At 61.5% G+C, this 21593-nt stretch carries 18 protein-coding genes and 1 pseudogene; 10 read left to right on the top strand and 9 right to left on the bottom strand.

Annotated features, from left to right (window positions below; genetic code table 11):
- From VHB27_RS00765 to terL, 4 genes and pseudogenes are all read right to left on the bottom strand, one after another.
- Positions 1-407 (bottom strand): annotated as a pseudogene (locus VHB27_RS00765) (DUF4043 domain-containing protein); the annotation flags it as partial.
- A gap of 40 nt (positions 408-447) precedes the next feature.
- Positions 448-852 carry a hypothetical protein gene (locus VHB27_RS00760; RefSeq protein WP_325596683.1) on the bottom strand — a complete coding sequence of 135 codons (405 nt, stop codon included), beginning with the start codon at positions 850-852 and terminating at the stop codon, positions 448-450.
- Positions 853-935: 83 nt separating this feature from the next.
- Positions 936-2327, bottom strand: a complete 1392-nt coding sequence (locus tag VHB27_RS00755) for a hypothetical protein (protein WP_325596681.1) — start codon at positions 2325-2327, stop codon at positions 936-938.
- A 32-nt stretch (positions 2328-2359) separates the two neighbouring features.
- On the bottom strand, positions 2360-3760 hold the full coding sequence (gene terL, locus VHB27_RS00750; protein ID WP_325596677.1) for a phage terminase large subunit: 1401 nt from the start codon (positions 3758-3760) through the stop codon (positions 2360-2362).
- A gap of 195 nt (positions 3761-3955) precedes the next feature.
- On the opposite strand from terL, the gene tgt reads away from it, so the two are divergent.
- The 3 genes from tgt to queG are packed head-to-tail and all read left to right on the top strand — an operon-like array spanning position 3956 to position 6647.
- The gene (tgt, locus tag VHB27_RS00745) at positions 3956-5104 is read left to right on the top strand and encodes a tRNA guanosine(34) transglycosylase Tgt (protein ID WP_325596675.1); all 1149 of its coding nucleotides are present in this window, start codon (positions 3956-3958) and stop codon (positions 5102-5104) included.
- Entirely contained in the window at positions 5097-5561 is a 465-nt protein-coding gene (gene queF, locus VHB27_RS00740) for a preQ(1) synthase (protein WP_325596673.1), read from the top strand. Before tgt ends, queF begins: the two co-directional genes overlap by 8 nt.
- An 18-nt stretch (positions 5562-5579) precedes the next feature.
- Positions 5580-6647, top strand: a complete 1068-nt coding sequence (gene queG / locus VHB27_RS00735; protein WP_325596671.1) for a tRNA epoxyqueuosine(34) reductase QueG — start codon at positions 5580-5582, stop codon at positions 6645-6647.
- On the opposite strand, the gene rsmI is transcribed toward queG, so the two are convergent.
- Positions 6648-7550, bottom strand: a complete 903-nt coding sequence (gene rsmI, locus VHB27_RS00730) for a 16S rRNA (cytidine(1402)-2'-O)-methyltransferase (protein WP_325596669.1) — start codon at positions 7548-7550, stop codon at positions 6648-6650.
- Between rsmI and VHB27_RS00725 the strand changes: the two genes are divergently transcribed.
- From VHB27_RS00725 to VHB27_RS00700, 6 genes are all read left to right on the top strand, one after another.
- Positions 7535-8794, top strand: coding sequence for a penicillin-binding protein activator (locus VHB27_RS00725; protein WP_325596667.1), 1260 nt, complete (start codon positions 7535-7537; stop codon positions 8792-8794). The genes rsmI and VHB27_RS00725 overlap by 16 nt on opposite strands.
- Positions 8795-8934: 140 nt before the next feature.
- Positions 8935-10053 carry a tRNA dihydrouridine synthase DusB gene (gene dusB / locus VHB27_RS00720; RefSeq protein WP_325596665.1) on the top strand — a complete coding sequence of 373 codons (1119 nt, stop codon included), beginning with the start codon at positions 8935-8937 and terminating at the stop codon, positions 10051-10053.
- A complete protein-coding gene (locus tag VHB27_RS00715; RefSeq protein ID WP_325596663.1) occupies positions 10050-11183 on the top strand; it encodes a two-component system sensor histidine kinase NtrB in 1134 nt (377 codons plus the stop codon). The genes dusB and VHB27_RS00715 overlap by 4 nt, the downstream gene beginning before the upstream one ends.
- Positions 11180-12637 (top strand): nitrogen regulation protein NR(I), encoded by a 1458-nt coding sequence (gene ntrC, locus VHB27_RS00710; RefSeq protein WP_325596661.1) that lies wholly within the window; start codon positions 11180-11182, stop codon positions 12635-12637. The genes VHB27_RS00715 and ntrC overlap by 4 nt, the downstream gene beginning before the upstream one ends.
- A gap of 20 nt (positions 12638-12657) precedes the next feature.
- The gene (locus VHB27_RS00705) at positions 12658-14943 is read left to right on the top strand and encodes a sensor histidine kinase NtrY-like (RefSeq protein WP_325596659.1); all 2286 of its coding nucleotides are present in this window, start codon (positions 12658-12660) and stop codon (positions 14941-14943) included.
- Positions 14933-16330, top strand: a complete 1398-nt coding sequence (locus VHB27_RS00700) for a sigma-54-dependent transcriptional regulator (RefSeq protein WP_325596657.1) — start codon at positions 14933-14935, stop codon at positions 16328-16330. Before VHB27_RS00705 ends, VHB27_RS00700 begins: the two co-directional genes overlap by 11 nt.
- Positions 16331-16340: 10 nt before the next feature.
- Here VHB27_RS00700 and ftsY read toward each other — a convergent pair whose 3' ends face one another.
- From ftsY to ctrA, 4 genes are all read right to left on the bottom strand, one after another.
- The gene (gene ftsY / locus VHB27_RS00695; RefSeq protein ID WP_325596655.1) at positions 16341-17267 is read right to left on the bottom strand and encodes a signal recognition particle-docking protein FtsY; all 927 of its coding nucleotides are present in this window, start codon (positions 17265-17267) and stop codon (positions 16341-16343) included.
- Positions 17267-18496, bottom strand: coding sequence for a tRNA (N(6)-L-threonylcarbamoyladenosine(37)-C(2))-methylthiotransferase MtaB (mtaB, locus tag VHB27_RS00690; protein WP_325596653.1), 1230 nt, complete (start codon positions 18494-18496; stop codon positions 17267-17269). Before mtaB ends, ftsY begins: the two co-directional genes overlap by 1 nt.
- Entirely contained in the window at positions 18493-19296 is an 804-nt protein-coding gene (dapF, locus tag VHB27_RS00685) for a diaminopimelate epimerase (RefSeq protein WP_325596651.1), read from the bottom strand. The genes mtaB and dapF overlap by 4 nt, the downstream gene beginning before the upstream one ends.
- A 116-nt stretch (positions 19297-19412) precedes the next feature.
- Positions 19413-20147, bottom strand: a complete 735-nt coding sequence (gene ctrA / locus VHB27_RS00680) for a response regulator transcription factor CtrA (RefSeq protein WP_325596649.1) — start codon at positions 20145-20147, stop codon at positions 19413-19415.
- Between the two features lie 159 nt (positions 20148-20306).
- On the opposite strand from ctrA, the gene VHB27_RS00675 reads away from it, so the two are divergent.
- Positions 20307-21593 (top strand): FliI/YscN family ATPase (locus VHB27_RS00675; RefSeq protein WP_325596647.1); only part of this gene is annotated, 1287 nt, incomplete at its 3' end.

The raw sequence follows: 21593 nt of genomic DNA, 5'->3' as shown, positions 1-21593 counted from the left end.
AGAGCGTTACGGCTCAGTTCGTCCAGGCTGCGTGCGGCCTGCTCTCCATTGACATAGGCGTTCTGCAAAAATTGCGACGCAATACCAACGCGCTCCGTCACGACGTTGAGGTCTGTCGTTGCCGCGTAGTGGTTCATGGATATCGTATACTGCTCAACGCCCCAGGTCGTAGGGGTAAGACCGTTATCCAGGTTGGTATTTGTGGCCGGCGCAAGCGGCGTCACGACTGCGGGTTTAAGGCCGGCACGCGTTTTCGTCAGCGTCTCACCAATCCCGGCGGCGATGACTACCCTGTCAGCGCACGCTCGGTACCCTAGGCGAGACCTCAGGGCTTGGGAAAATTCTCGCTCCAGGAACCCTTGCTGAATGATGGGCTGCAGCGCGGCAGGAAAATTCTGGATAGACATCGATGATATTACCTATCTGATAAAAAACACGGGATTCCGATCAGGGGACGTACCTGGTTACAGCAGCGCGAGCGGCCGCATATTCCTCATCGGACATCTCCATCGCCATTTTCGGCCGCGCTGGCGCCGAGGCGGGTGGACGGGTTATGCTGGATGACGACATCGACCCGAACAGCCAGGGCTTCTTCTTTCGTAGTCCTGCCATAAGGACCTTGCCGTCGACGATGTTGCCGTTCTCATCCAATTTGACCGTCGTCGGATCGATCAACCTCAAACCATCCAAGTCAATCATTCCGGCTCGGACGGCTTCGGTACGCAGGTTGGCCTGAAGAAGACGTGCTTCGTATTCGTTACGAAGTGCCTGATAAGCATCCCGACCATCGGGCTCAGCGTCCTGATCAGTGCCGGCGCCCGCCTCAGCCGGTTCGGCGTCGTCCAAATTCATTGTTTCAATCTTTCTTTACCCTTCCAGGGATGGTTCATCTGCGCGGCCAGCGAATGGTCGCTGTTTGCCTTACCGCTAAACGTCTACGGTGCACCTTCGTCAGGCACAGTCATCGGATGAAGATCATAGATGTCAGCAATCAGATGCTGGGCCACATCTCGACTGAGCAGCCCGGACGATGTGAGAGACGCCAGCGATTGCACGTCTTTCTGGCGGTCATCGGCGGTTGTCGGGTACCACCTGGGCCACATGAGATTTAAAAACGCTCCGGGATCCAAGGGCGGAAGATCTTGGCCGAAGACCGTGAGATTGTAGGCCTGGGAAGCTCTAAGGATCAGTCTCGCCAGCTCAAGCAGCCCATTTTCGCCATAGCTGGTCCTGAGATTGTCAGCTAATGAAATCAATCCTTGGTTCAGAAGCTCGAGGGCCCGACCCGACTGGGCCGCCATCAAGCGCTCTGGGCTTGCCCGATTGCCATGGATGCTTTCCAAAGCGAATTCCCGCAGCGTCCGAACATATTCAATGACTGCCGCAGAGGCAGTACCGCCAATCTCAAGAAGACGAGCATCTCCCTTGTCCGAAACAATCAGGGCGTTTCCGGCCCCTTTGACGAGCTCGCCATCAGGTAACGCAGGATCTTTCAAAAGTAGCGTGGGGTCGCTGCTGTACTTCAGGCCACGGCCCACCTGGCTCAACTGATAATCGATCTCGACCTGTGAGTGGATGGCGGCCGAGAATGTGCATGCTCCGTCTGCCGGATCGCCCGTTGTCGAACGACCAGGCAGATTCTTGATCCAGACTATCGGGACGCAGCCCATCTTGTGGGTGACCGATCGCGATTCGTCGATAATGTCAGGACCCGGCTCTGTCGTTTGCCGAGGCATGAACCATGTCTCCGCGGACGCATCCCACTGACGTGTGAACCAATAATCGACGTCCGGATCGTCAATCTCGTAACCGTTCGACTCAAGGACCGAACCGGATACTTTGTACCGCTCCACTACCTTGGCCAGGCGGTCAGGTGCCTGACGGTCCCAACTGGGGGTCAGGTAGGTCGTGTCCAGGACATCAACGAAAATACGCCCCTGCAGGATGCGCAGCAGCAATGCCACCGATCCGACAGAGCCCCGGATAGCGGCTTCGATCATCGTATTGTTGAGGTGGATTTCCTTGATGATGGATGCCAGAGCGTCCTGGACGACGACGTCGTTGCTGTGAATTGTTGGGAAATGTCCATCGCTGAAGAGAAGAGAGACACTATCCTCTACGACAGTCCTGCATAGCGGATATCGCACGCTCGGCCGTCGTTGGCGCAGCGGTATATATTCGCCCGCCGCGCTTCTTTCCTCATGGAAATGATATGGCAAAACATTGTAGATCGTCCCATCCAGCACCCGATTGAGGAGGTCCAGCTTCTGGACGCGCGGCGGATAGTCCGTATCGTACGGTACCAGATCCGAAAGTGTGTCAAACATATGATGTCTTGCTTGTAAGAAGATAAGTCATCTTATCTGACTAAAAGAGAATGATGCAGGGTTCGTGTGCTTTCGCCCCGTTCGATGACTGTCGTGAACGCCCTGGCCAGCGCGTCGACCTGATCGTCCTTGCGTCCGAACGGAAAGGTTCGTAGTTCGTCGACGAACTCTGCGTTCCAGCGCGCTCTGGCAATCAGCAGGTTGCCCGTCTCGATCTGCGATGCGAGTGGCGTGGCTCTGGCGACCTTTGAGCCAGTCTCGCGCGTCGCAATGACGTGAAACCCAGCCAGTTGCCGTGTTAAGTACGCAATCTGGCTCCTGCCGGCTTGGCCCGGATCCTCCGGAAGGGAGATGATCACGTTTCGTCCGTCCGAGCGTGCTGTTTGAACTATCGCATCCTCGACCTGACTGGGTGTGCCACGCAGCCGAACGATATCCTCCACAATGAGGCGACCGGTGCGGTCACGTTGCAATCTGAGACCGACTGTCCAATCCGGATCGTTTTGACCGACATTGATCGTTGCTGCCAAATCCCATGCCCGGACGACGGAGTTGGAGGCAGCAGGTGGGACATCGTCCAATACGGTGATTCGTTCAACGTTGAACAAGCGCATCTGCGCCGCAACGGGCTGCTGTTGATACAGTGCGGACCAGATCCTTTCCCCTATAAGGGCACGCCTGCGTGAAAGCGCGGCATGGTCCTCCCAATCGGGCCACAGCGGTTCCCCCACCTCACGCCCGAGTGGATCCTCTTCCTCCGCCAACGCCGGCAAGCGCAGTACGCGCCAGTCGTCTTCGGGCTGGCGCAGCAACTGACCTCCCAGATCGTCAGGATGCCAGCGCGTCATGATCAGCACGACCTTGCCGCCCGGCTTTATGCGCGGCGAGACATCGGCTTTATACCATTCCCAAATATGGTCCCTTTGACGGATGCTGTCCGCATCAGCCTGCGACTTGACCGGATCGTCTATGATGACCAAGTCTGCCCGCCGGCCTGCAATGGGACCTCGCACGCCAAGCGCGGCGTATTCTCCGCCAGAGGTCGTGGCCCAGGCCGCTGCGGAAGCGTGGCCCGCTTTCAACTGAAAACCTAGATAATTTTTGTTTGTATCGATAAGCGTCCTGACGCGACGACTGAACTGTTCCGCTAAGCCTGCGGAATGAGACGCCGCCAGAATGGACGTCTTGGGATGCTGCGTGAACCACCACGTCGGAAACAGAATTGAAGCATAGGTGGACTTGGCTGAACCCGGCGGCATCAAAACCATAAGCCGGTCGAAAACGCCGCACGACAGCTTTTCAAGCTCCGCAATCAACAACCTGTGGTGGCGGGCCGGGTGATAGTTTAGATCCTTGAGTGCCTCTTCAACCCAGGCAAGTAAGGTTCCGCGAAGGTGCGCCCTTCGAAAGATGGTTCGTTCGATGGTATCCAACCAACCTGTTTGCTGGAGAAGCGAGACGGCGATAGGCCGTTTCAGCCTAGCGTCGGAGACGTTCCAACGAACGCGTCGCCATCATACCCATTTTCATAGCCGATTTTGGGGCGTTTGGTCAAGACAAAATTCCCGAAACAGGAAAAAAACCAAACGGCTTGTGCAGCATGGCCGGCTCGCCCTACGGATACCGTGATGTCCAACCTTCTCCCCTCACAATCAGGTTTCCGCTTCGCGATCGCCGCGACACACAAAGCCGCGCGCTCCGGCATCCTGCAGACAGCTCACGGCGACATGCAGACCCCGGCCTTCATGGCGGTCGGGACGGCAGGGACCGTGAAGGCCATGACGTCGGACGCCGTGCGAGCGACAGGGACCGAGTGTGTGCTCGGGAACACCTACCACCTCATGCTCCGTCCAACGGCCGAGAGGATCGCTGAACTGGGGGGGCTTCATCGCTTCATGGATTGGCCCGGTCCGATCCTGACGGATTCCGGCGGCTTTCAGATTATGTCGCTATCGGGGCTGCGGGAACTGGATGCCGACGGCGTCACGTTCCGGTCCCATGTGGATGGATCCCAGCATCGGTTGACGCCGGCCCGCTGCATGGAGATCCAACGGCTGCTCGATTCAACCATCACGATGGTGCTCGACGAATGCACCCCGTTCCCCTCCACGTGGGAGGTTGCCGAACGCTCGATGGAACTCTCCATGCGCTGGGCGGCTCTTTGCAGAGAGGCATTCGAGCAAAGAGCGGGATATGCCCTTTTCGGCATCGTGCAAGGGAGCGTGTTTCAGGATCTGAGGGACCGTTCCGCCAGCACGTTGAGAGGTATCGGTTTCGACGGCTACGCCATCGGTGGCCTGGCGGTCGGGGAAGGACAGGAGGCCATGCTGCATACCCTGGAAAACACGGTGTGCCGCCTTCCACAGGAAGCGCCTCGGTACCTGATGGGTGTCGGGACGCCGGACGACATCATGGAGGCGGTGAGGCGCGGGATCGACATGTTCGATTGCGTGATGCCGACCCGGGCGGGTCGCACGGCGCGCGCCTTCACGCGTACGGGGATTCACAATCTGAGAAACGCGCGGTTCGGCACGGACCCCGCGCCTCTCGACGCGGCCTGTTCTTGCCCTGCCTGCCGGCGGCACAGCCGAGCGTATCTCCATCACCTGTTCCGGGCCGACGAGATGCTCGGTCCCGTTCTGCTGACGTGGCACAATCTTACATATTATCAGGATCTTATGGCAGGCCTTCGAAATTCCATTCGGGAAGGGGCCCTCGACCTCTATATAGAGACGGTGCGTGCCGGCTGGTCGAATGAGGGAGGTCGACATGTCTGACACATCTCATGATCATTTAACCCTGCTGGGCCGCGCCGCCCCGTTGCCCAAGGATCCTGCGTCAGCCAAATTGGAACGGATCCCCAACCGCGCAGGGCAAACGAACTACGTCGTCCGCTTGACCTGTCCGGAGTTCACATCGGTCTGCCCACTGACCGGCCAACCGGATTTCGCCCACATCGTCATAGATTATGTTCCCGGTGACTGGCTCGTCGAAAGCAAGTCGTTCAAACTGCTCATGGCGTCCTACCGAAACCACGGGGCGTTTCATGAAGAGTGCACGATGGACATCGCCGGCAGGCTTGTCGCTTTGCTCAGCCCCGTGTGGCTGCGGATTGGCGCCTATTGGTTCCCCCGCGGGGGAATACCGATCGACGTCTTTTGGCAATCGGGTTCTCCTCCGGACGCCGCCTGGATACCAGCGCAAGACGTTCCGATGTACCGAGGACGCGGTTGACACGATCGAACGGTCCCGATGCCAACTGGTCCCAAAGTCTCCCAGCAGTCCAAGGCAAAGCGAGCGACTATCAGGGAGCATGCGCTCAGCCTCGGCTTCCAGGCGGTTGGCTTCTGCAGAGCCGCGTTGCCCCAGTCCGCCCGTGAGCGACTGGGAACTTTCATAGAGGCCGGCTTCTATGGCGACATGGGTTGGCTGGCAGACCGAACCGAACAGCGCAGCCATCCACAGTCCTTATGGCCCGACGCTCGAAGCGTCGTCGTCGTAGGCCTCAGCTATGCGCCGGAGACCGACCCCCTGGAAGGCCTGGAATCGAAATCCGCGGGAAACATATCCGTCTATGCCAGGAACAGGGACTATCATGATACGCTGAAAGGACGATTGAAGCATCTGGCACAGCAGATCGTGAAAATATTGGGCTGCGACGTTAAAGTATTTGTCGACACGGCCCCCGTGATGGAAAAGCCGCTGGCGCAGCATGCGGGCATCGGATGGCAAGGCAAACATACCAACCTTGTATCTCGATCCCATGGATCCTGGTTGTTCCTCGGTGAAATATACACCACTGCCGAATTCGATCCCGACGACGCGGAGTCCGATCATTGCGGGTCCTGCTCAAGCTGTTTGAGCGTCTGTCCGACGCAGGCGTTTCCGTCGCCGTACCGGCTCGACTCGCGAAGGTGCATTTCCTACCTGACGATCGAACATCGGGGCCCCATTCCCCTGGAGTTCAGAAGGCCCATCGGCAACCGTATCTACGGATGTGATGATTGCCTCGCGGTATGCCCCTGGAACAAGTTTGCCAGGCCTGCGGCGGACCCGGCTTTCCTTGCCCGGCAGGACCTCGTCCAACCCCCGCTGGGGGAACTGGCGCTGCTGGACGACAGGCGCTTCCGGGAGAAATTCTCAGCCTCGCCGATAAAGCGGATCGGCCGGGACCGTTTTGTCAGAAACGTCTTGATAGCGGTCGGAAACTCCGAAGACGCTTCGTTGATCCCCATCGCGGAGACACTGCGATCGGACCCCGATCCTGTCGTTTCCGAAGCCGCTACCTGGGCAAAAAACTGTCTTTCGGGCCAAGGCTGATTACCTGGGGCCCTGTTCCGCCGCCAGTTGGAGCGCTCTGGCATAGACGGTCTTCCGGGGCAGCCCCGTTGCGGCGCTGACCAGGGCGGCGGCGTCCTTCACGCTCTGGGTCGCCAGGGCCCGCCTCAACTGGCCATCCAGATCTTCGATATCGTCATCCTCCGGGGGCGACACCAGCACGGTGATCTCTCCCCGAGGAATCTCTTGCCGGAAATGCGCCAAGAGGCTGCTGATGCGGCCACGTTGGACGGTTTCGAACCGCTTCGTCAGTTCCCGTGCCACGGCGCCCGGCCGATCACCGAACACCGCCAGGAGATCGTCCAAGGTCTCCAGAAGGCGATGCGGCGCTTCGTACCAGATCAGCGTCGCCGCAAGACCGGCCCGTTCGGCGGATCGAATCTGCGAAAACTGAGCGCGGCGTGCCGCCTGGCGCGCAGGGGGAAACCCTAGGAACAGGAACGGGGCAGGGGGCAATGCCGAAAGCGTGAGCGCCGTGATCGCGGCATTCGGGCCGGGAATGGCGCTGACGTTCAACCCTTCAGCCACGACGGCACGCACCAGGCGGTAGCCAGGGTCGGAGACGACAGGGGTTCCGGCATCCGTAACCAGGCCGATCCGCTCGTTCGCCTTCAGCCGCGCAAGGATGGCGGGGATGCGGGCCTCCTCGTTGTGATCATGCAGCGCTTCCATTTTAACGTGAATGTTAAAGGCGGAAAGCAACCGTCCGGTGCGGCGTGTGTCCTCACAAAGGACCATATTGCATTGCGACAGACAGAATCGGGCCCGTTCTGACATATCTCCTAGATTGCCGATCGGCGTAGAAACCAGCAAAAGGCCGTTCGGCAGGACGGGTTGGCCGTCCTTAAGATCATCGGGAGCTTCGGCCGATGGGGCGATGGGCATCTGTTTTCCTTATCTGGGTCCTGGCGCTGGCGTCCTGCTCGTCGGAGAACCCGAATTTCAGGTACGGCTACCAGTCTTCCTCCACAAGGCCCACGGTACTTGGCGCCAACGGGGGGCCGGGTTCCGGCCAGTCGGCGCGGCATATCGCGATCCTGCTGCCGCTGACTGGTCCACATGCTGGCGTCGGCGCGATCCTGCTTCAGGCGGCTCAGTTGGCGTTCCAAGGGGAGGCCGGTTCGTCCCTCGATGTCCTTGACACTGCCGGAACGCCCTCGGGCGCCGCCAACGCGGTAAGCGCCGCCGTTTCTCACGGGGATGGCGTGATCCTTGGGCCGTTGACCTCCGCCGAAACGGCCCAAGTCGCGCCGGCGGCGCAGTCGGCAGGCATACCGGTTCTCGCATTTACCAATGACGCGACCCAGGCCCGACCGGGCGTGTGGCCGCTGGGGATATCCCCTGGTCAGCAGGTGCGTCGACTTGTCGCCGCAGTCCAGGCCCAGGGTCATACGCAGTTGGCGGCATTGCTCCCCGATACCGACTTCGGACATGTGATGGCGAGCGCATTGCAGGATGCTCTCCAAAGCAACGGTCTCCCCAACGCCCAGATACGAATGCATGCCGCCGGGATGTCGTCGATCACCGCCGCCATACGTGACTTGTCCGACTACGCCGGCCGGCGCGGACCGATCGACGCCCGGATCAAAAGCTTGAAGAACGAAGGCACAGCGGAGGCACGACGACAGATCGCGGATCTCCAGAGATCGAGAATTCCGCCGCCTCCGTTCGATGCGCTGCTGTTGGCCGACACCGGCGATGCCCTGCAGGAGATAGCCGCGGTCCTGCCCTATTACGACGTCGATAGAGGCGCCGTCCAAATCCTTGGCCCATCCCTTTGGGCTGACCGCGCCTCTGGTTCGGGCGCTGTTCCAGGGGCCTGGTATGCGGCGCCCGACAGCACTATCCGGGCTAGCTTCGTCCGGGACTATCAGGATCGTTATGGCGCCGCGCCACCTCAGATCGCCGATGTCGCTTACGATGCGGCGCTCATTGGGCGCTATGCCTCAACCAGCTCCGGCTCTCTCCTTACCGCGTTGACCCAGCCGAGTGGCTTCATTGGCTCCGACGGGTTGGTCGTTTTGACGGCCGACGGCCGTGTGCGACGGGGATTGGCCGTGTTCAAGGTCGGGGGGACGATGATCGCTCCCCCGCCGGACTCGTCGGCTCCCAATGGAGCCGGCCTTTGATGACACGACTGCGTGAACATCAACACCGGTCACCTTGCTGAAGGAGCAGTCAGGCCGACTTCGGTGTGTCATAAAAACGCATCCTGACGTCCGTTTCAGCGATTGCGCTTCCGCGGTCGTGTCGCTAGTTTGCCCAAATCATGGGCAACTGTCGTTCGCACATCACACCGGCTCGGCTTCAGCCAATCGATCTTGGGTGCGGGATCAAAATCGAAACCCCCGTCATCATGGCACCGATGTCCGGCGTGACGGACCTTCCGTTCCGCCGGATCGCCAAGGGGCTGGGCGCGGGCATGGTCGTCTCCGAGATGATCGCGTCTTGGGCGATGATCCGTGAAAACCGCAGGACACTCGATATGGCCGAGATCGATGGCTGCGGCGGCGTCTCCGCGGTGCAACTGGCTGGCTGCGATCCTCTTGCAATGGCGGAGGCCGCGCAAATCGCGGTCGATAAAGGGGCTGACCTGATTGATATCAATTTCGGCTGCCCGGTCAAAAAAGTGGCGGTTGGGCAATCGGCCGGGTCAGCGCTGATGCGGGACGAAACCCTGGCCGGCAGGATCCTGGAAGCGACGGTCCGTGCGGTTCCAGTACCGGTCACACTCAAAATGCGCATGGGGTGGGATCACAACAGCCTGAACGCGCCGGCGTTGGCACGCATCGCGGAGCAGTCGGGTATCCGGTTGGTCACGATCCATGGACGCACGCGCCAGCAATTCTATACCGGGGCAGCCGATTGGCGGTTCATTCGGAAAGTCCGTGAGGCCACGACGCTTCCGCTGATCGCGAATGGCGACATCCTGACGGAACAGGATGCCGCCGACGCGTTGGCGTTGTCCGGTGCCGACGGCGTGATGATCGGCCGGGGATGCTATGGGCGGCCATGGTTCCTGGCGCAGGCGGCGCATTTTCTGCGCACCGGTACCCGCCTGCCGGAACCGGACCTCAATCTCCAGAAATCCACGATCGTCACTCATTTCAAAATGATGCTCAGCCACTTTGGCGTGGGACCGGGGGTCCGGATGGCGCGTAAGCACTTGTCCTGGTACTCGAAAGGGTTGCCAGGGGCCGCCGATTTCAGGGCTCAGATCAATCGACTCGATGATGCGGCGGCGGTCGAGGCGCTGCTTGATCGCTTCTTTGACCCCTTGATTGCCCGCGGGGAGCGTCGGATTCCCGAAGGTCGCAGCCGAACCGCCCAGGGCGACGGGGCCGAGGGCGACCTGGACACCCCCCAACCCATGGCCGTCGCGGCATGAGCGCGTTGATATCCCGCGTCGCCCGGTCCCAGGCCGCACGGGCGCGAAACGTCGACTCGACGGCAATCCTGGGGGCGCTCCCGGTTCCTGTGATGCTGCTCGATACCGAAAACAGGTTCCGCTACGTCAACAACGCAGCCGAGCAGTTTCTCGGTATCTCGGCGGCGAGTCTGGCGCAGTTCCGCCTCGCGGATATCGTCCCGGGCGACAACCCGATCTTCCTGCTGATCGATCAGGTGAGAGCGAGCGAAGCGACAATCATCGACCATGACCTGAATCTCGAAAGTCCCCGCCTGAACAAGCGTGGTATCACGGTGCAGGGATCGCCGCTGCCGGAAGAACCAGGCGTCGTCCTGCTCGTGATGCAGGACGCCTCGGCTGCACGGGCCCTGGATCGGCAACTGGCGTTCCGCGGCGCGGCCCGCAGTGTCAGCGGCATGGCGGCGATCCTGGCGCACGAGGTGAAAAACCCGCTGTCCGGTATCCGAGGGGCGGCGCAGCTTCTGGAGACGAGCGTTTCAGCCTCGGACAAGGAGTTGGCCGAGCTGATCCGCGACGAAGCGGATCGGATCCGTGCGCTCGTCGACCGGATGGATGCCTTCGGGGAGAAGCCGATCGCTCGGACCGCGGTGAATATCCATCGCGTGCTGGAGCATGTCCGGAAGCTCGCACAAACCGGCTTCGCCGCGCATATCAAGTTCCAGGAGCTTTATGATCCTTCGCTGCCCCCTGTCTGGGCCAATCGGGACCAACTTATCCAGGTCGTTCTGAACCTCGTGAAAAATGCGGCCGAGGCTGTGACGCAGGAAAGTATCCATCGCCCCGAAATCACCCTGGCCACCGGTTTCCAGCATGGAATGCGCATCGCAGTCCCGGGTAGCGCCAGTCGCCTGGACCTGCCGCTGTTTGTGGCGGTTCGCGACAACGGACCGGGCATTCCCGAAGACATCAAGCCCCATCTGTTTGAACCGTTCGTGACGTCCAAATCGACCGGCAGTGGCCTTGGTCTCGCGCTGGTCGCGAAAATCATCGGTGATCATGGCGGCTTGATCGAGGTCGATAGCAGGCCTGGACGCACTGAGTTTCGCTTGCACCTGCCCGTCGTCACCGAGAAAGAAGGCGATCAATGACGTTACCGACAGTTTTGGTTGCTGACGACGACCGATCGATTCGGACGGTGCTGACACAGGCATTGGGACGGTCCGGCTACCAGGTGCGCAGCACCGGCAATGCCGCGACGCTGTGGCGCTGGGTCGAGGACGGGGAAGGTGATCTCGTTATCACCGACGTTGTCATGCCTGATGAAAACGGCCTGGATCTCATTCCCCGCATCAAGCGCGTACGGCCTGATCTGCGCGTCGTCGTCATGAGTGCGCAATCGACTTTGATGACCGCGGTCAAGGCAACGCAGCGCGGGGCTTTCGAATATCTGCCCAAGCCTTTCGATTTGAAGGAACTGCTATCCGTCGTCGGCCGCGCCCTGGCACAGCAACCGGAGCCGATGGTGGCGCCGGCGGAACAAAAGGACTCGGAAGAACGGCTGCCCCTGATCGGTCGCAGTCCCGCGATGCAGGAGATCTACCGGACGATCGCGCGACTGACGACCGCCGATTTGACGGTCATGATCAACGGCGAGTCGGGGACGGGCAAGGAACTGGTCGCCCGGGCACTGCACGATTATGGAAAGCGGAGGAGCGGCTCGTTTGTCGCCATCAACATGGCGGCGATCCCTCGCGAACTGATAGAAAGCGAACTTTTCGGCCATGAGAGGGGAGCATTCACCGGCGCCACGAACCGGTCGCAAGGACGGTTTGAGCAGGCGAACGGTGGAACGCTGTTCCTCGATGAGATCGGCGATATGCCGCCGGAAGCGCAGACGCGTCTGCTGCGCGTCCTGCAGGAGGGTGAGTTCACCAGCGTCGGCGGCCGTCAACCGATCAAGGCCAATGTCCGGATCATCGCGGCGACGCACCGTGATCTTCGCAACGCGATCAGGTTGGGCCAGTTCCGCGAAGATCTCTTCTATCGCCTGAACGTCGTACCGATTCGTCTTCCGCCGCTCCGGGAGCGGGCCGAGGACATTCCTCTTCTGGCGCGTCATTTCCTCGAGCGCGCGCGCGAAGACGGCCTGCCGTCCAAGAGCTTGGACCAAGGGGCCGTCGATCGGCTGAAGCAGCACAGTTGGCCGGGAAACGTCAGGGGGCTTGAGAACCTCATGCGCCGCCTGGCCGCGTTATGCCCGGAGGAGGTGATCAACGCCGACGTGATCGCCGCCGAACTGCTGGACCCGGCGCCTGCCGTAGGCGCGCCCTCGCCAACGAACCAAGCCTCGGGCCCCGAAACCCTGTCCAGTGCGGTCGAGAGGCACATCAAGGAATTCCTGGCTGCCCACAACGATGGGATCGGGATCAACGACGTCTATGACAAGATCATTGCTGAAGTGGAGCGACCTCTCATTCGGCTGACATTGGCAGCAACGCGCGGCAACCAGATAAAAGCGGCGTCAATGCTGGGTCTCAATCGGAACACGCTGCGAAAGAAGATAAGGGACCTTGAGATTCCGGTCGTCCGCGGCTTGATGTAAGAGAATGTGAGGTCTCGCTGATGGCAGACCATGCAAGCGAACAGGCTGATATCGACCTGACTGAGCGAGGCAAGCTCCCTGCGCCGGAGCTGCCGAACCGCAAGGTATCGTTGATCGGTCGCGTGGCAGATATCCTGCTCGGCAAGGTCGCTACTCTTGTATTGACTACCCTCGCGCTGATGGTGGGGTTGGCGACCTTCATCATCTTGGCTCGTGGATCGCCCCTGGGGTGGAAGCCGGGGGTGACGGTTGGCCTCGTTCTCGCGAACCTTTCCGTTCTGCTGATGCTCGGGGCAGTGCTCGGCGGTCGGTTGACCCGGGTCTGGGTAGAGCGAAGGCGGGGTTCCGCCGGCGCGAGACTCCATGTGCGTCTCGTCCTCCTTTTCAGCGGCGTCGCCGTCGCGCCGACGATCGTTGTCGCATGCTTTGCGGTGGCGTTTTTCCATTTTGGCATTCAAGCATGGTTCAACGATCCCGTTCGCGAAGCGCTGTCCGGGTCGCTCCAAGTCTCCAGGGGGTACCTGGAGGAGCATCGCAACAATATCCGCGCGGTTGCCCTGGAGATGGCGAACGATCTGGCACGGGCAGGGCGCTATCTGTCCGCCGATCCGACTGTCTTCGCCGAGGTCCTCGATACGCAAACCACCCTGCGCGGTTTGACCGAAGCCGTTATCTATGAACCGACCACCGGCCAGGTTCTCGCAGCAGCCGGCATATTTGTCGGACTGGGGGTCGAGCCGCCGTCAGCGTCCGTGACCCAGCAAGCGCTGCGGGGCGATGTCGTGGTCCTGAACGGTGGCGACGGTACGCGTGTCCGGGCCGTGGTTCGGCTGGAGTCGACCCCGCCCCTGATGCTGATGATCGGCCGTCCGATCGATCCGTCGATCCTGCAGTATATGCATCGGACCGAGACCGCGGTCTCCGAATATCAAAGGCTCGATGAAAACCGCTCATGGCTTCAGATCGCCTTCGCGTGGATTTTCGCGATCGTCGCCTTACTGGTCCTCCTGGCGGCTGGACTGATCGGTCTTGTGATAGCGAATCAGATCGCGCGCCCGGTCGGCATGCTGATCAGCGCCGCCGAGCGCGTAAGGAGCGGCGATCTGCAGGTGCGGGTTCACGAAGCGGCGACCGGCGACGAACTGGCCGGCCTGTCGCGTGCGTTCAACAGGATGACGGGACAGTTGGCCGCGCAGCGCACCGAACTGATGGATGCGTACAGCCAGATCGACGAGCGACGGCGGTTTACGGAGACCGTTCTTTCAGGCGTGTCAGCAGGGGTTATCGGCCTGGATGACCAGGGACGAATTGAATTGCCGAACCGCACCGCGGACGAACTTCTGGGCCTCGATCTGATCACGGCGATCGGCCGTCCGCTTTCGGAAATTGTTCCCGAGTTCAGCGCTCTGTTCGCGGAGGTCGCGGGATCACCGGACAAGGCATGTACCGCGGAAATCCAGATCGGCCCCTCGACCAGGCGCCGGACGCTTCTTGTGCGCATCGGCGCCGAATTGTCTGCCGGCCGGACGAACGGCTATGTGGTCACGTTCGACGACATCACGGAGCTGCAGGCGGCCCAGCGTAAAGCAGCCTGGGCGGATGTCGCCAGGCGGATCGCCCATGAAATCAAAAATCCGCTGACCCCGATCCAATTGTCCGCCGAACGCCTCAAGCGGCGGTTCGCGAAGGAAATCCAGTCTGATCCAGAAACGTTCGCGCTGTGTGCCGACACCATCATCCGGCACGTCGGCGATATCGGCCGGATGGTCGATGAATTTTCGGCGTTCGCGCGCATGCCGCAGCCGATCATCAAACCCGATGACATCGGTCGCATCGCGAGGGAGGCGCTGGTTTTACAAAAGACGGCACGACCCGGTATCGTCTGGAACGTATCGATTCCGGAGCATGGACCGGTGGCACCCTGCGACCGGCGGATGGTGCGGCAGGCACTGACCAACCTTCTGCAGAACGCCGCCGATGCGGTTTCGATGCGGGAAGGAGCAGGGGTGATCGAGTTGACTGTCAGCGACAATGATGAGGATGTTGAAATCACGGTGGCTGACGATGGAATCGGATTGCCCGAGGACGATCGCTCGCGATTGACCGAACCTTATGTCACCCACAAGCCGAAGGGCACTGGATTGGGATTGGCGATCGTGAAAAAGATAATGGAAGACCATGGGGGTGCGATAGCTCTTGGTGACAATCCGAACGGCCCGGGAGCGGTAGCCGTGCTGAGACTGCCGAGGCATCGCCTGAAGGGGCTTCTAGAGGGCGATCTGAGGCAGGTTGCACATGGCGCATGACATACTGATCGTCGATGACGAACCGGACATCCGCCTGCTGATCGAAGGCATTCTTCGGGATGAGGGCTATGAAACCAGAGGGGCCGGTGACGCAAGCGCGGCGATCACGGCCTTCCGCGCCCGGCGTCCGTCACTGGTCATCCTGGATGTCTGGCTGCAAGGCTCGCGTATGGACGGGCTTGGCATCCTGGAAACGCTGCATGGGGAGGAACCGCACGTCCCGGTCGTCATGATTTCGGGACATGGCACGATCGAGATGGCTGTCGGCGCTATCCAGCATGGCGCCTACGATTTTATCGAGAAACCCTTTCAATCGGACCGCCTGCTCCTCGTGGTGCGCAGGGCCTTGGAAGCGGCGTCGCTGGCGCGAGAGAATGCAGAGCTTCGATTGCGGGCTGGCCCGGAAGCTACGCTGACAGGTGATTCGCCGATCATCGGGCAGCTTCGGTCCCAGGTCGAAAGGGTCGCGCCAACGGGTTCCCGCGTGATGATCTTCGGGCCGGCCGGCTCCGGCAAGGAAGTCGTCGCTCGGATGATACACACCCGCTCGCGGCGCGCCGGCGGGCCGTTCGTGGTCATGAACTGCGCCACGCTCAATCCGGCGCGCTTCGAAGAGGAACTGTTCGGCCTGGAGGCGGGGACCGACCCGCTGACGCATCCTCGCCGCGCCGGCGTCCTTGAGCGGGCACACGGCGGAACGCTCCTGCTCGACGAAGTTTCGGACATGCCGCTTGAGACGCAGGGCAAGATCGTTCGTGCTCTTCAGGATCAGACCTTCGAACGCGTTGGCGGAAGCTCTCGGGTGAAAGTCGACGTCCGTGTGCTGTCGGCGACGAATCGGGACTTGCAGGCGGAAATCGCCGCGGGACGATTCCGCGAGGATCTCTATTATCGTTTGGCTGTCGTTCCCATGCGCGTTCCGGCATTGCGCGAGCGGCGGGAGGACGTGCCAAGCCTGGCTCAGCATTTCATTGCTCGGTCCGCCGAGACTTCCGGAATTCCGGTCCGTAACCTCTCGGCTGACACGTTGGCCGCACTTCAAGCCTACGACTGGCCGGGAAATGTGAGGCAACTGCGCAATCTCATGGACTGGCTCTTGATCATGGCCCCTGGCACCGCCAGTGACCCGATACGGGCGGATATGCTGCCGCCGGAGATCGGATCGAGGGCCCCCGCACTTCTGAATATCGATCCTGCCGCCGATATCATGTCCCTGCCGCTGCGGGAGGCGCGGGACTTGTTCGAGACCCAATACCTGCATGCGCAATTGCTGCGATTTGGCGGCAATATTTCCAGGACAGCGCAGTTTGTCGGCATGGAGCGTTCGGCCTTGCACCGAAAGCTCAAGCAACTTGGCGTGAATTCGGACGAGCGCGTGGGTGGTTGAAGGCGTGCCGTCAGGTTTCCATACCAACGAGACCGCGCGCGAAATCATTGGCGTCGAACGGCCGCAGGTCGTTCGCTTTCTCCCCGACGCCCACGGCATGAATCGGTAGGCCGAACGTCTCGGCGAGCGCGATGACGACGCCCCCCCGAGCGCTTCCGTCCAGTTTCGTGACGATAAGGCCTGTGACGTCGACCATCTCCTTGAACACCTTGACCTGCTGGACGGCGTTCTGGCCGGTGGTCGAATCAAGCACCAACAGGACGTCATGCGGGGCGGTGGGGTCTATCTTCCTGATGACCCTGATGATCTTGGCTAACTCATCCATCAGCGCGGCCTTGTTGTGCAGGCGGCCCGCGGTGTCGATCAGCAGGACGTCGGCCCCTTCGCTCTGCGCCTTCGCCAAGGCGTCGTAGGCGAGGCCCGCGGCATCGGCATTGACGGCCCCGGCCACGACGGCGGCTCCCGCCCTTTCACCCCAGACTTGCAACTGTTCGACGGCGGCGGCCCTGAACGTATCGCCCGCCGCCATGACAACCTTCTTGCCCTGCGCGCGGAACGTCGTTGCAAGCTTGCCAATCGTCGTCGTCTTTCCGGTGCCGTTGACGCCAACGACGAGAATGACCTGTGGTTTCAGATCGGGGTTCAACGCCAGGGGCCGGGCGACGGGTTCCAGGATTCCCGCCAACTCTTCAGCCAGCGCCTCCTTCACCTCGATATCCGTGACCTCCTTGCCGAACCGGGACCGCCGGAAACCGGCAATCACCCGGCTTGCCGCGTTCGTTCCGAGGTCGGATGCAATTAGCAGTTCCTCAAGCTCCTCCAGCGCTTCGTCATCGAGGCGCCGCTTGGTGAAGACAGAGGTTATGCCGCCAGACAGCTTTTGCGTGCTGCGCGACAGTCCTTCCTTCAGGCGTGAGAAGAGACCCCCTAAGGCCATCAGGCTGCCTCCGCCAGCAGTGTCGTATCGCGTACATCCCTGACCACGGCACTGACAAGTCGGTTGGACGGCACGGGCGCGGTCAGGGACGTCACCGCGAAGTGCTCCGAATGTCCGGTGACTTCCGTTTCAGTCAGCAGCGAAATCGTCGTTCCGATCATCGATCGCAAATAGGCGTATGCCTGGGCGTCACCGGCCGCGCGAAGGATGGCAGCCCGTTCCTTGCGAACCGGCTTGGGAACCTGCGGCATCCGCGCCGCCGGCGTGCCGGGACGTTCGCTGTAAGGAAAAACGTGCAGGTATGGGACGGCGGCGTCCTGCACGAATCGCAGCGTCTCGTTGAACGCGGTTTCCGTCTCCGTCGGAAAGCCGGCGATCAGGTCGGCCCCGATCGCGATGCCGGGACGGAGGCGGCGCGCCTTTTCGATGACGGCGAAAGCATCTGATGTCAGGTGCCGCCGCCGCATGCGCTTCAGGATGATGTCGCTGCCCGCCTGAAGCGACAAATGCAAATGCGGCATCAGCCGGGGTTCCTCGGCGATCAAGCGCCACAGGTCGTCGTCGATCGCCGCCGGATCGATCGAGGAGAGCCGAAGCCTCGGCAATTCGGGTACGGCTGCCAGCACCCGGCGGATCATCTGGCCCAGCGTCGGTTCGCCGGGCAGGTTCTCGCCGAAAGACGCTATGTCGACACCGGTGAGGACGATCTCCTGGTATCCCTGAAGCGTAAGGGTCCTTGCCTGCTCCGCGATGGCGCCGATCGGCACGGACCGGTTGGGGCCGCGGCCGAACGGGATGATGCAAAACGTGCAGCGATGATTGCAGCCCTGCTGCACCTGCACGAACGCGCGCGCTCGATAAGAAAATTCAGTCACGAGATGGGGGGAGGTCTCTCGCGCGGCCTGAATGTCCGTGACGAGCGACCCCGCGTCGGGCGTCCAGCTTTCCGGCTTGAGCTTGTCGCTGTTGCCCAGCAGCCTGGTCACGTTCGGCAGGTTGCGCCAGGCGGCCGGGTTGATTTGGACGGCGCATCCGGTGACGACGATGTTCGCGTCAGGTCTCTCGCGGGCCAGCTTGCGGATCGCCTGCCGGGCCTGGCGTTCCGCCTCGGCCGTCACCGCGCAGGTATTGACGATGACCGTGTTGGTGGACCCGGCCGCGAGATCGCTCATGACTTGGCTCTCGTAGGCATTGAGCCGGCAGCCGAATGTGAGTACCTCGACACTCATGGCGACGTGAGTTCCCCGGTAAACACCATGGTAGCGTCTCCGGCCATGTTAACATGCCCGTTGTCCTGCCATGCAATATCGAGGGTGCCCCCGTCCACGATGACCCGAACTGCGCGGCCGGTCAGACCACGGCGGGCGGCGTTGACCGCGGTCGCGCAGGCCCCGGAGCCGCAGGCCAGCGTCAAGCCAGACCCACGTTCCCACACGCGCAGCCTGATGGTCGATGGATCCAGGATCTGGGCGAAGCCGATATTCGCCCGCTCCGGAAACAAGGGATCATGCTCGTAGCGCGGCCCCAGACCCGTGATATCGCAGGCTTCAAGGTCGTCGACAAAGAACGTCGCATGGGGATTGCCCATGCTGGCCGCCGCCGGATCTCCCGGCAGCGCAAGGTGAAGCGTGTCCATGGGACGGGCGAGCGGTATCGCATCCCAATCCAGCCGGGCTGGTCCCATGTCGACTTCGATTTGCCCGTTCGCCAGGCGCCGTGCGTGAAGCAGGCCGGCCGCCGTCCTGATGGACGCTGCGCTTGTCCCTTTCTCCCGCATGATGATGTCCGCCACGCAGCGCGTCGCGTTTCCGCAGGCCCCAGCCACGCTGCCATCCGCGTTGTAGATCTGCATGAGGCCATCTGCCTGGGCGTCGCTTTTCAGGCAGATCAGTTGGTCGCATCCGATCCCGCGATGCCGGTCCGCCAGCATCGCGAAGGAAGACGTATCGAGGTCAAGCGGCCTGACGCGTTCGTCGAATATGACGAAGTCGTTGCCGCAACCGTGCATCTTGATGAAACGCCTGAGCATCACCCGGCATATAGAGAACTGGAAACGTTCCCACCATGCCTAGTAGCGCGGGTCAGGACGCGAGAAACCGAAGATGTGTCCCTGACCGCTCCGCCGGCCGACGCGACGGAGAGATCTTACGCCGGGGAAAATCGGGGGACCGATACCTGATCGGCAACCTGGCCGGTCTCACGTGCCGGGCCCTGGTCCCTGATCATATAGCCACGACCCCAGATCGTCCCGATGATCCCGTCACCGCCGGCGAGGGTGAGCTTTTTTCGCAGCTTACAGACAAAAACATCGATGATCTTAACTTCGGGTTCATCCATGCCGCCGTAAAGATGGTTCAGGAACGCCTCTTTCGTCAGAACCATGCCCTTCCGCAACACCAGAAGCTCCAGGATCGCATACTCCTTGCCGGTCAGATGGACGATCTTGCCATCGATCGACACCTCGCGGCTGTCGAGATTCAACGCCAGGCGCCCCACGGTCACCGTGGGCTGGCTGAAGCCCTTGCTGCGGCGGACGATCGCCTGCATCCGCGCCAGCAACTCGGCGCGATCGTACGGCTTGGTGATGAAATCATCGGCGCCGAGGCTTAGGGCCTTCACCCGGGCCTGGGGCAGCGTCACGCCTGAAAGGATCAGGACGGGCGTATCGTTGCGTGCGATACGCATGCGGCGGACGACTTCGAACCCTTCAATATCGGGAAGGGCGAGGTCCAGAAGAACGATGTCATATTCATAGTGACGCAAGAGTTCGAGAGCGTCTTCACCGCTATCCGTTTGATCGGCAACAGCCCCCGCGGCTTTAAGCATCAGCGTGATGCCGCGAGCCGCAATAAGATCGTCTTCCACCAGCAGGACGCGCATTGAACACTTCCTCGAAACGTCGTGGACAGGCTATACCACTATAGCGTGTCATCCGCCAAATGGTTTTCAACATATTAGTGTAATTTTTACGATTGACCAGCAAACTGGGTCTTCGGAATCAGAACCAACAGGATACATGGGCGTTATTTAGAAAATATAATGCAAAAAAGACACCTAAGTCTCGAGGAAAGGCTTGACTCGGCGCGGGGCGCAATCCAATCAGTAGGCCACGCACCTCTCCTGGGGCGCGTTTCGAGCGTGCGAGGATTGGTGGTCGAATTGGCAGGGTTTCGCGACACAGCCGCGATCGGGGACAGGCTCGACCTCATTTCCCGAGGCGGCTCGCGCGTCGCGGGAGAAGTCATCGGATTCCAAGGCGACCGCGTGGAGGCGATGACATACCACCCGGTCGAGGGCCTGGCCGGGGGAACGCCGGTCGAGTTACTGACCCAGTCGCAGTCGCAACTCTTCCCCTCAGGCCACTGGCTCGGCCGGGTGATCGATCCGCTCGGCCATCCGATCGACGGGTGCGGACCTCTGTTGCGGGGACCCGCGCCACGTTCGACGCGTGTATTGCCGCCGGACGCCAACGCACGGGCCCGGGTCGGCCCTCCCATCGAGTTGGGAGTCCGGGCGCTCGACTTGTTCGCGACGTGCCGGGAAGGTCAGCGTCTGGGCCTGTTCGCCGGCTCCGGCGTGGGAAAGTCGACACTCTTGTCCATGCTGACCCGCGGCACGGCATGCGATGTCGTGGTGCTCGCGCTGGTCGGGGAACGCGGGCGAGAGGTGCGAGAGTTCATCGAGGACGACCTGGGGGCAGAGGGGCTTGCGCGTGCCGTCGTGGTCGTCGCGACGTCGGACACACCGCCTTTGATGCGGCGCCAATGCGCGTACACCGCCATGACCGTCGCGGAGTTTTTCCGCGATCAGGGTAAGTCCGTCCTCTTATTGATGGACAGCGTAACCCGCTTCTGCCTGGCCCTGCGGGAGATCGGCTTGTCGCTTGGGGAGCCGCCGGCGACGCGGGGTTATCCGCCGAGCGTGTTTGCGGAACTGCCAAGGTTGCTGGAGAGGGCAGGGCCTGGGGCAACGTCTCCCGAAGGGACCGCCGGCCAGATTACCGGCCTGTTCACCGTCCTGGTCGAAGGCGACGACCACAACGAGCCCGTCGCCGATGCGGTGCGAGGCATCCTGGACGGTCATATCGTCATGGAGCGGAGAATCGCCGAGGGCGGCAGATACCCGGCGATCGATGTCCTGCGGTCGCTCTCCCGGCTGGCGTCGACATGCCTCAACGAACATCAGGCGGCGCTGGTTCGGCGCGCGCGGGCGATCCTGTCGCTTCATGCGGACATGATCGACATGGTACGATTGGGGGCATACCGGGGCGGAAGCGACGCGGCCGTGGACGAGGCCTTGCGGCTGACGCCCGTCATCGAAGGACTC

Source organism: Rhodopila sp., assembly GCF_035548235.1.
Classification (GTDB): Bacteria; Pseudomonadota; Alphaproteobacteria; order Acetobacterales; family Acetobacteraceae; genus Rhodopila.
This window is presented reverse-complemented; position numbering and strand designations above follow the sequence as displayed.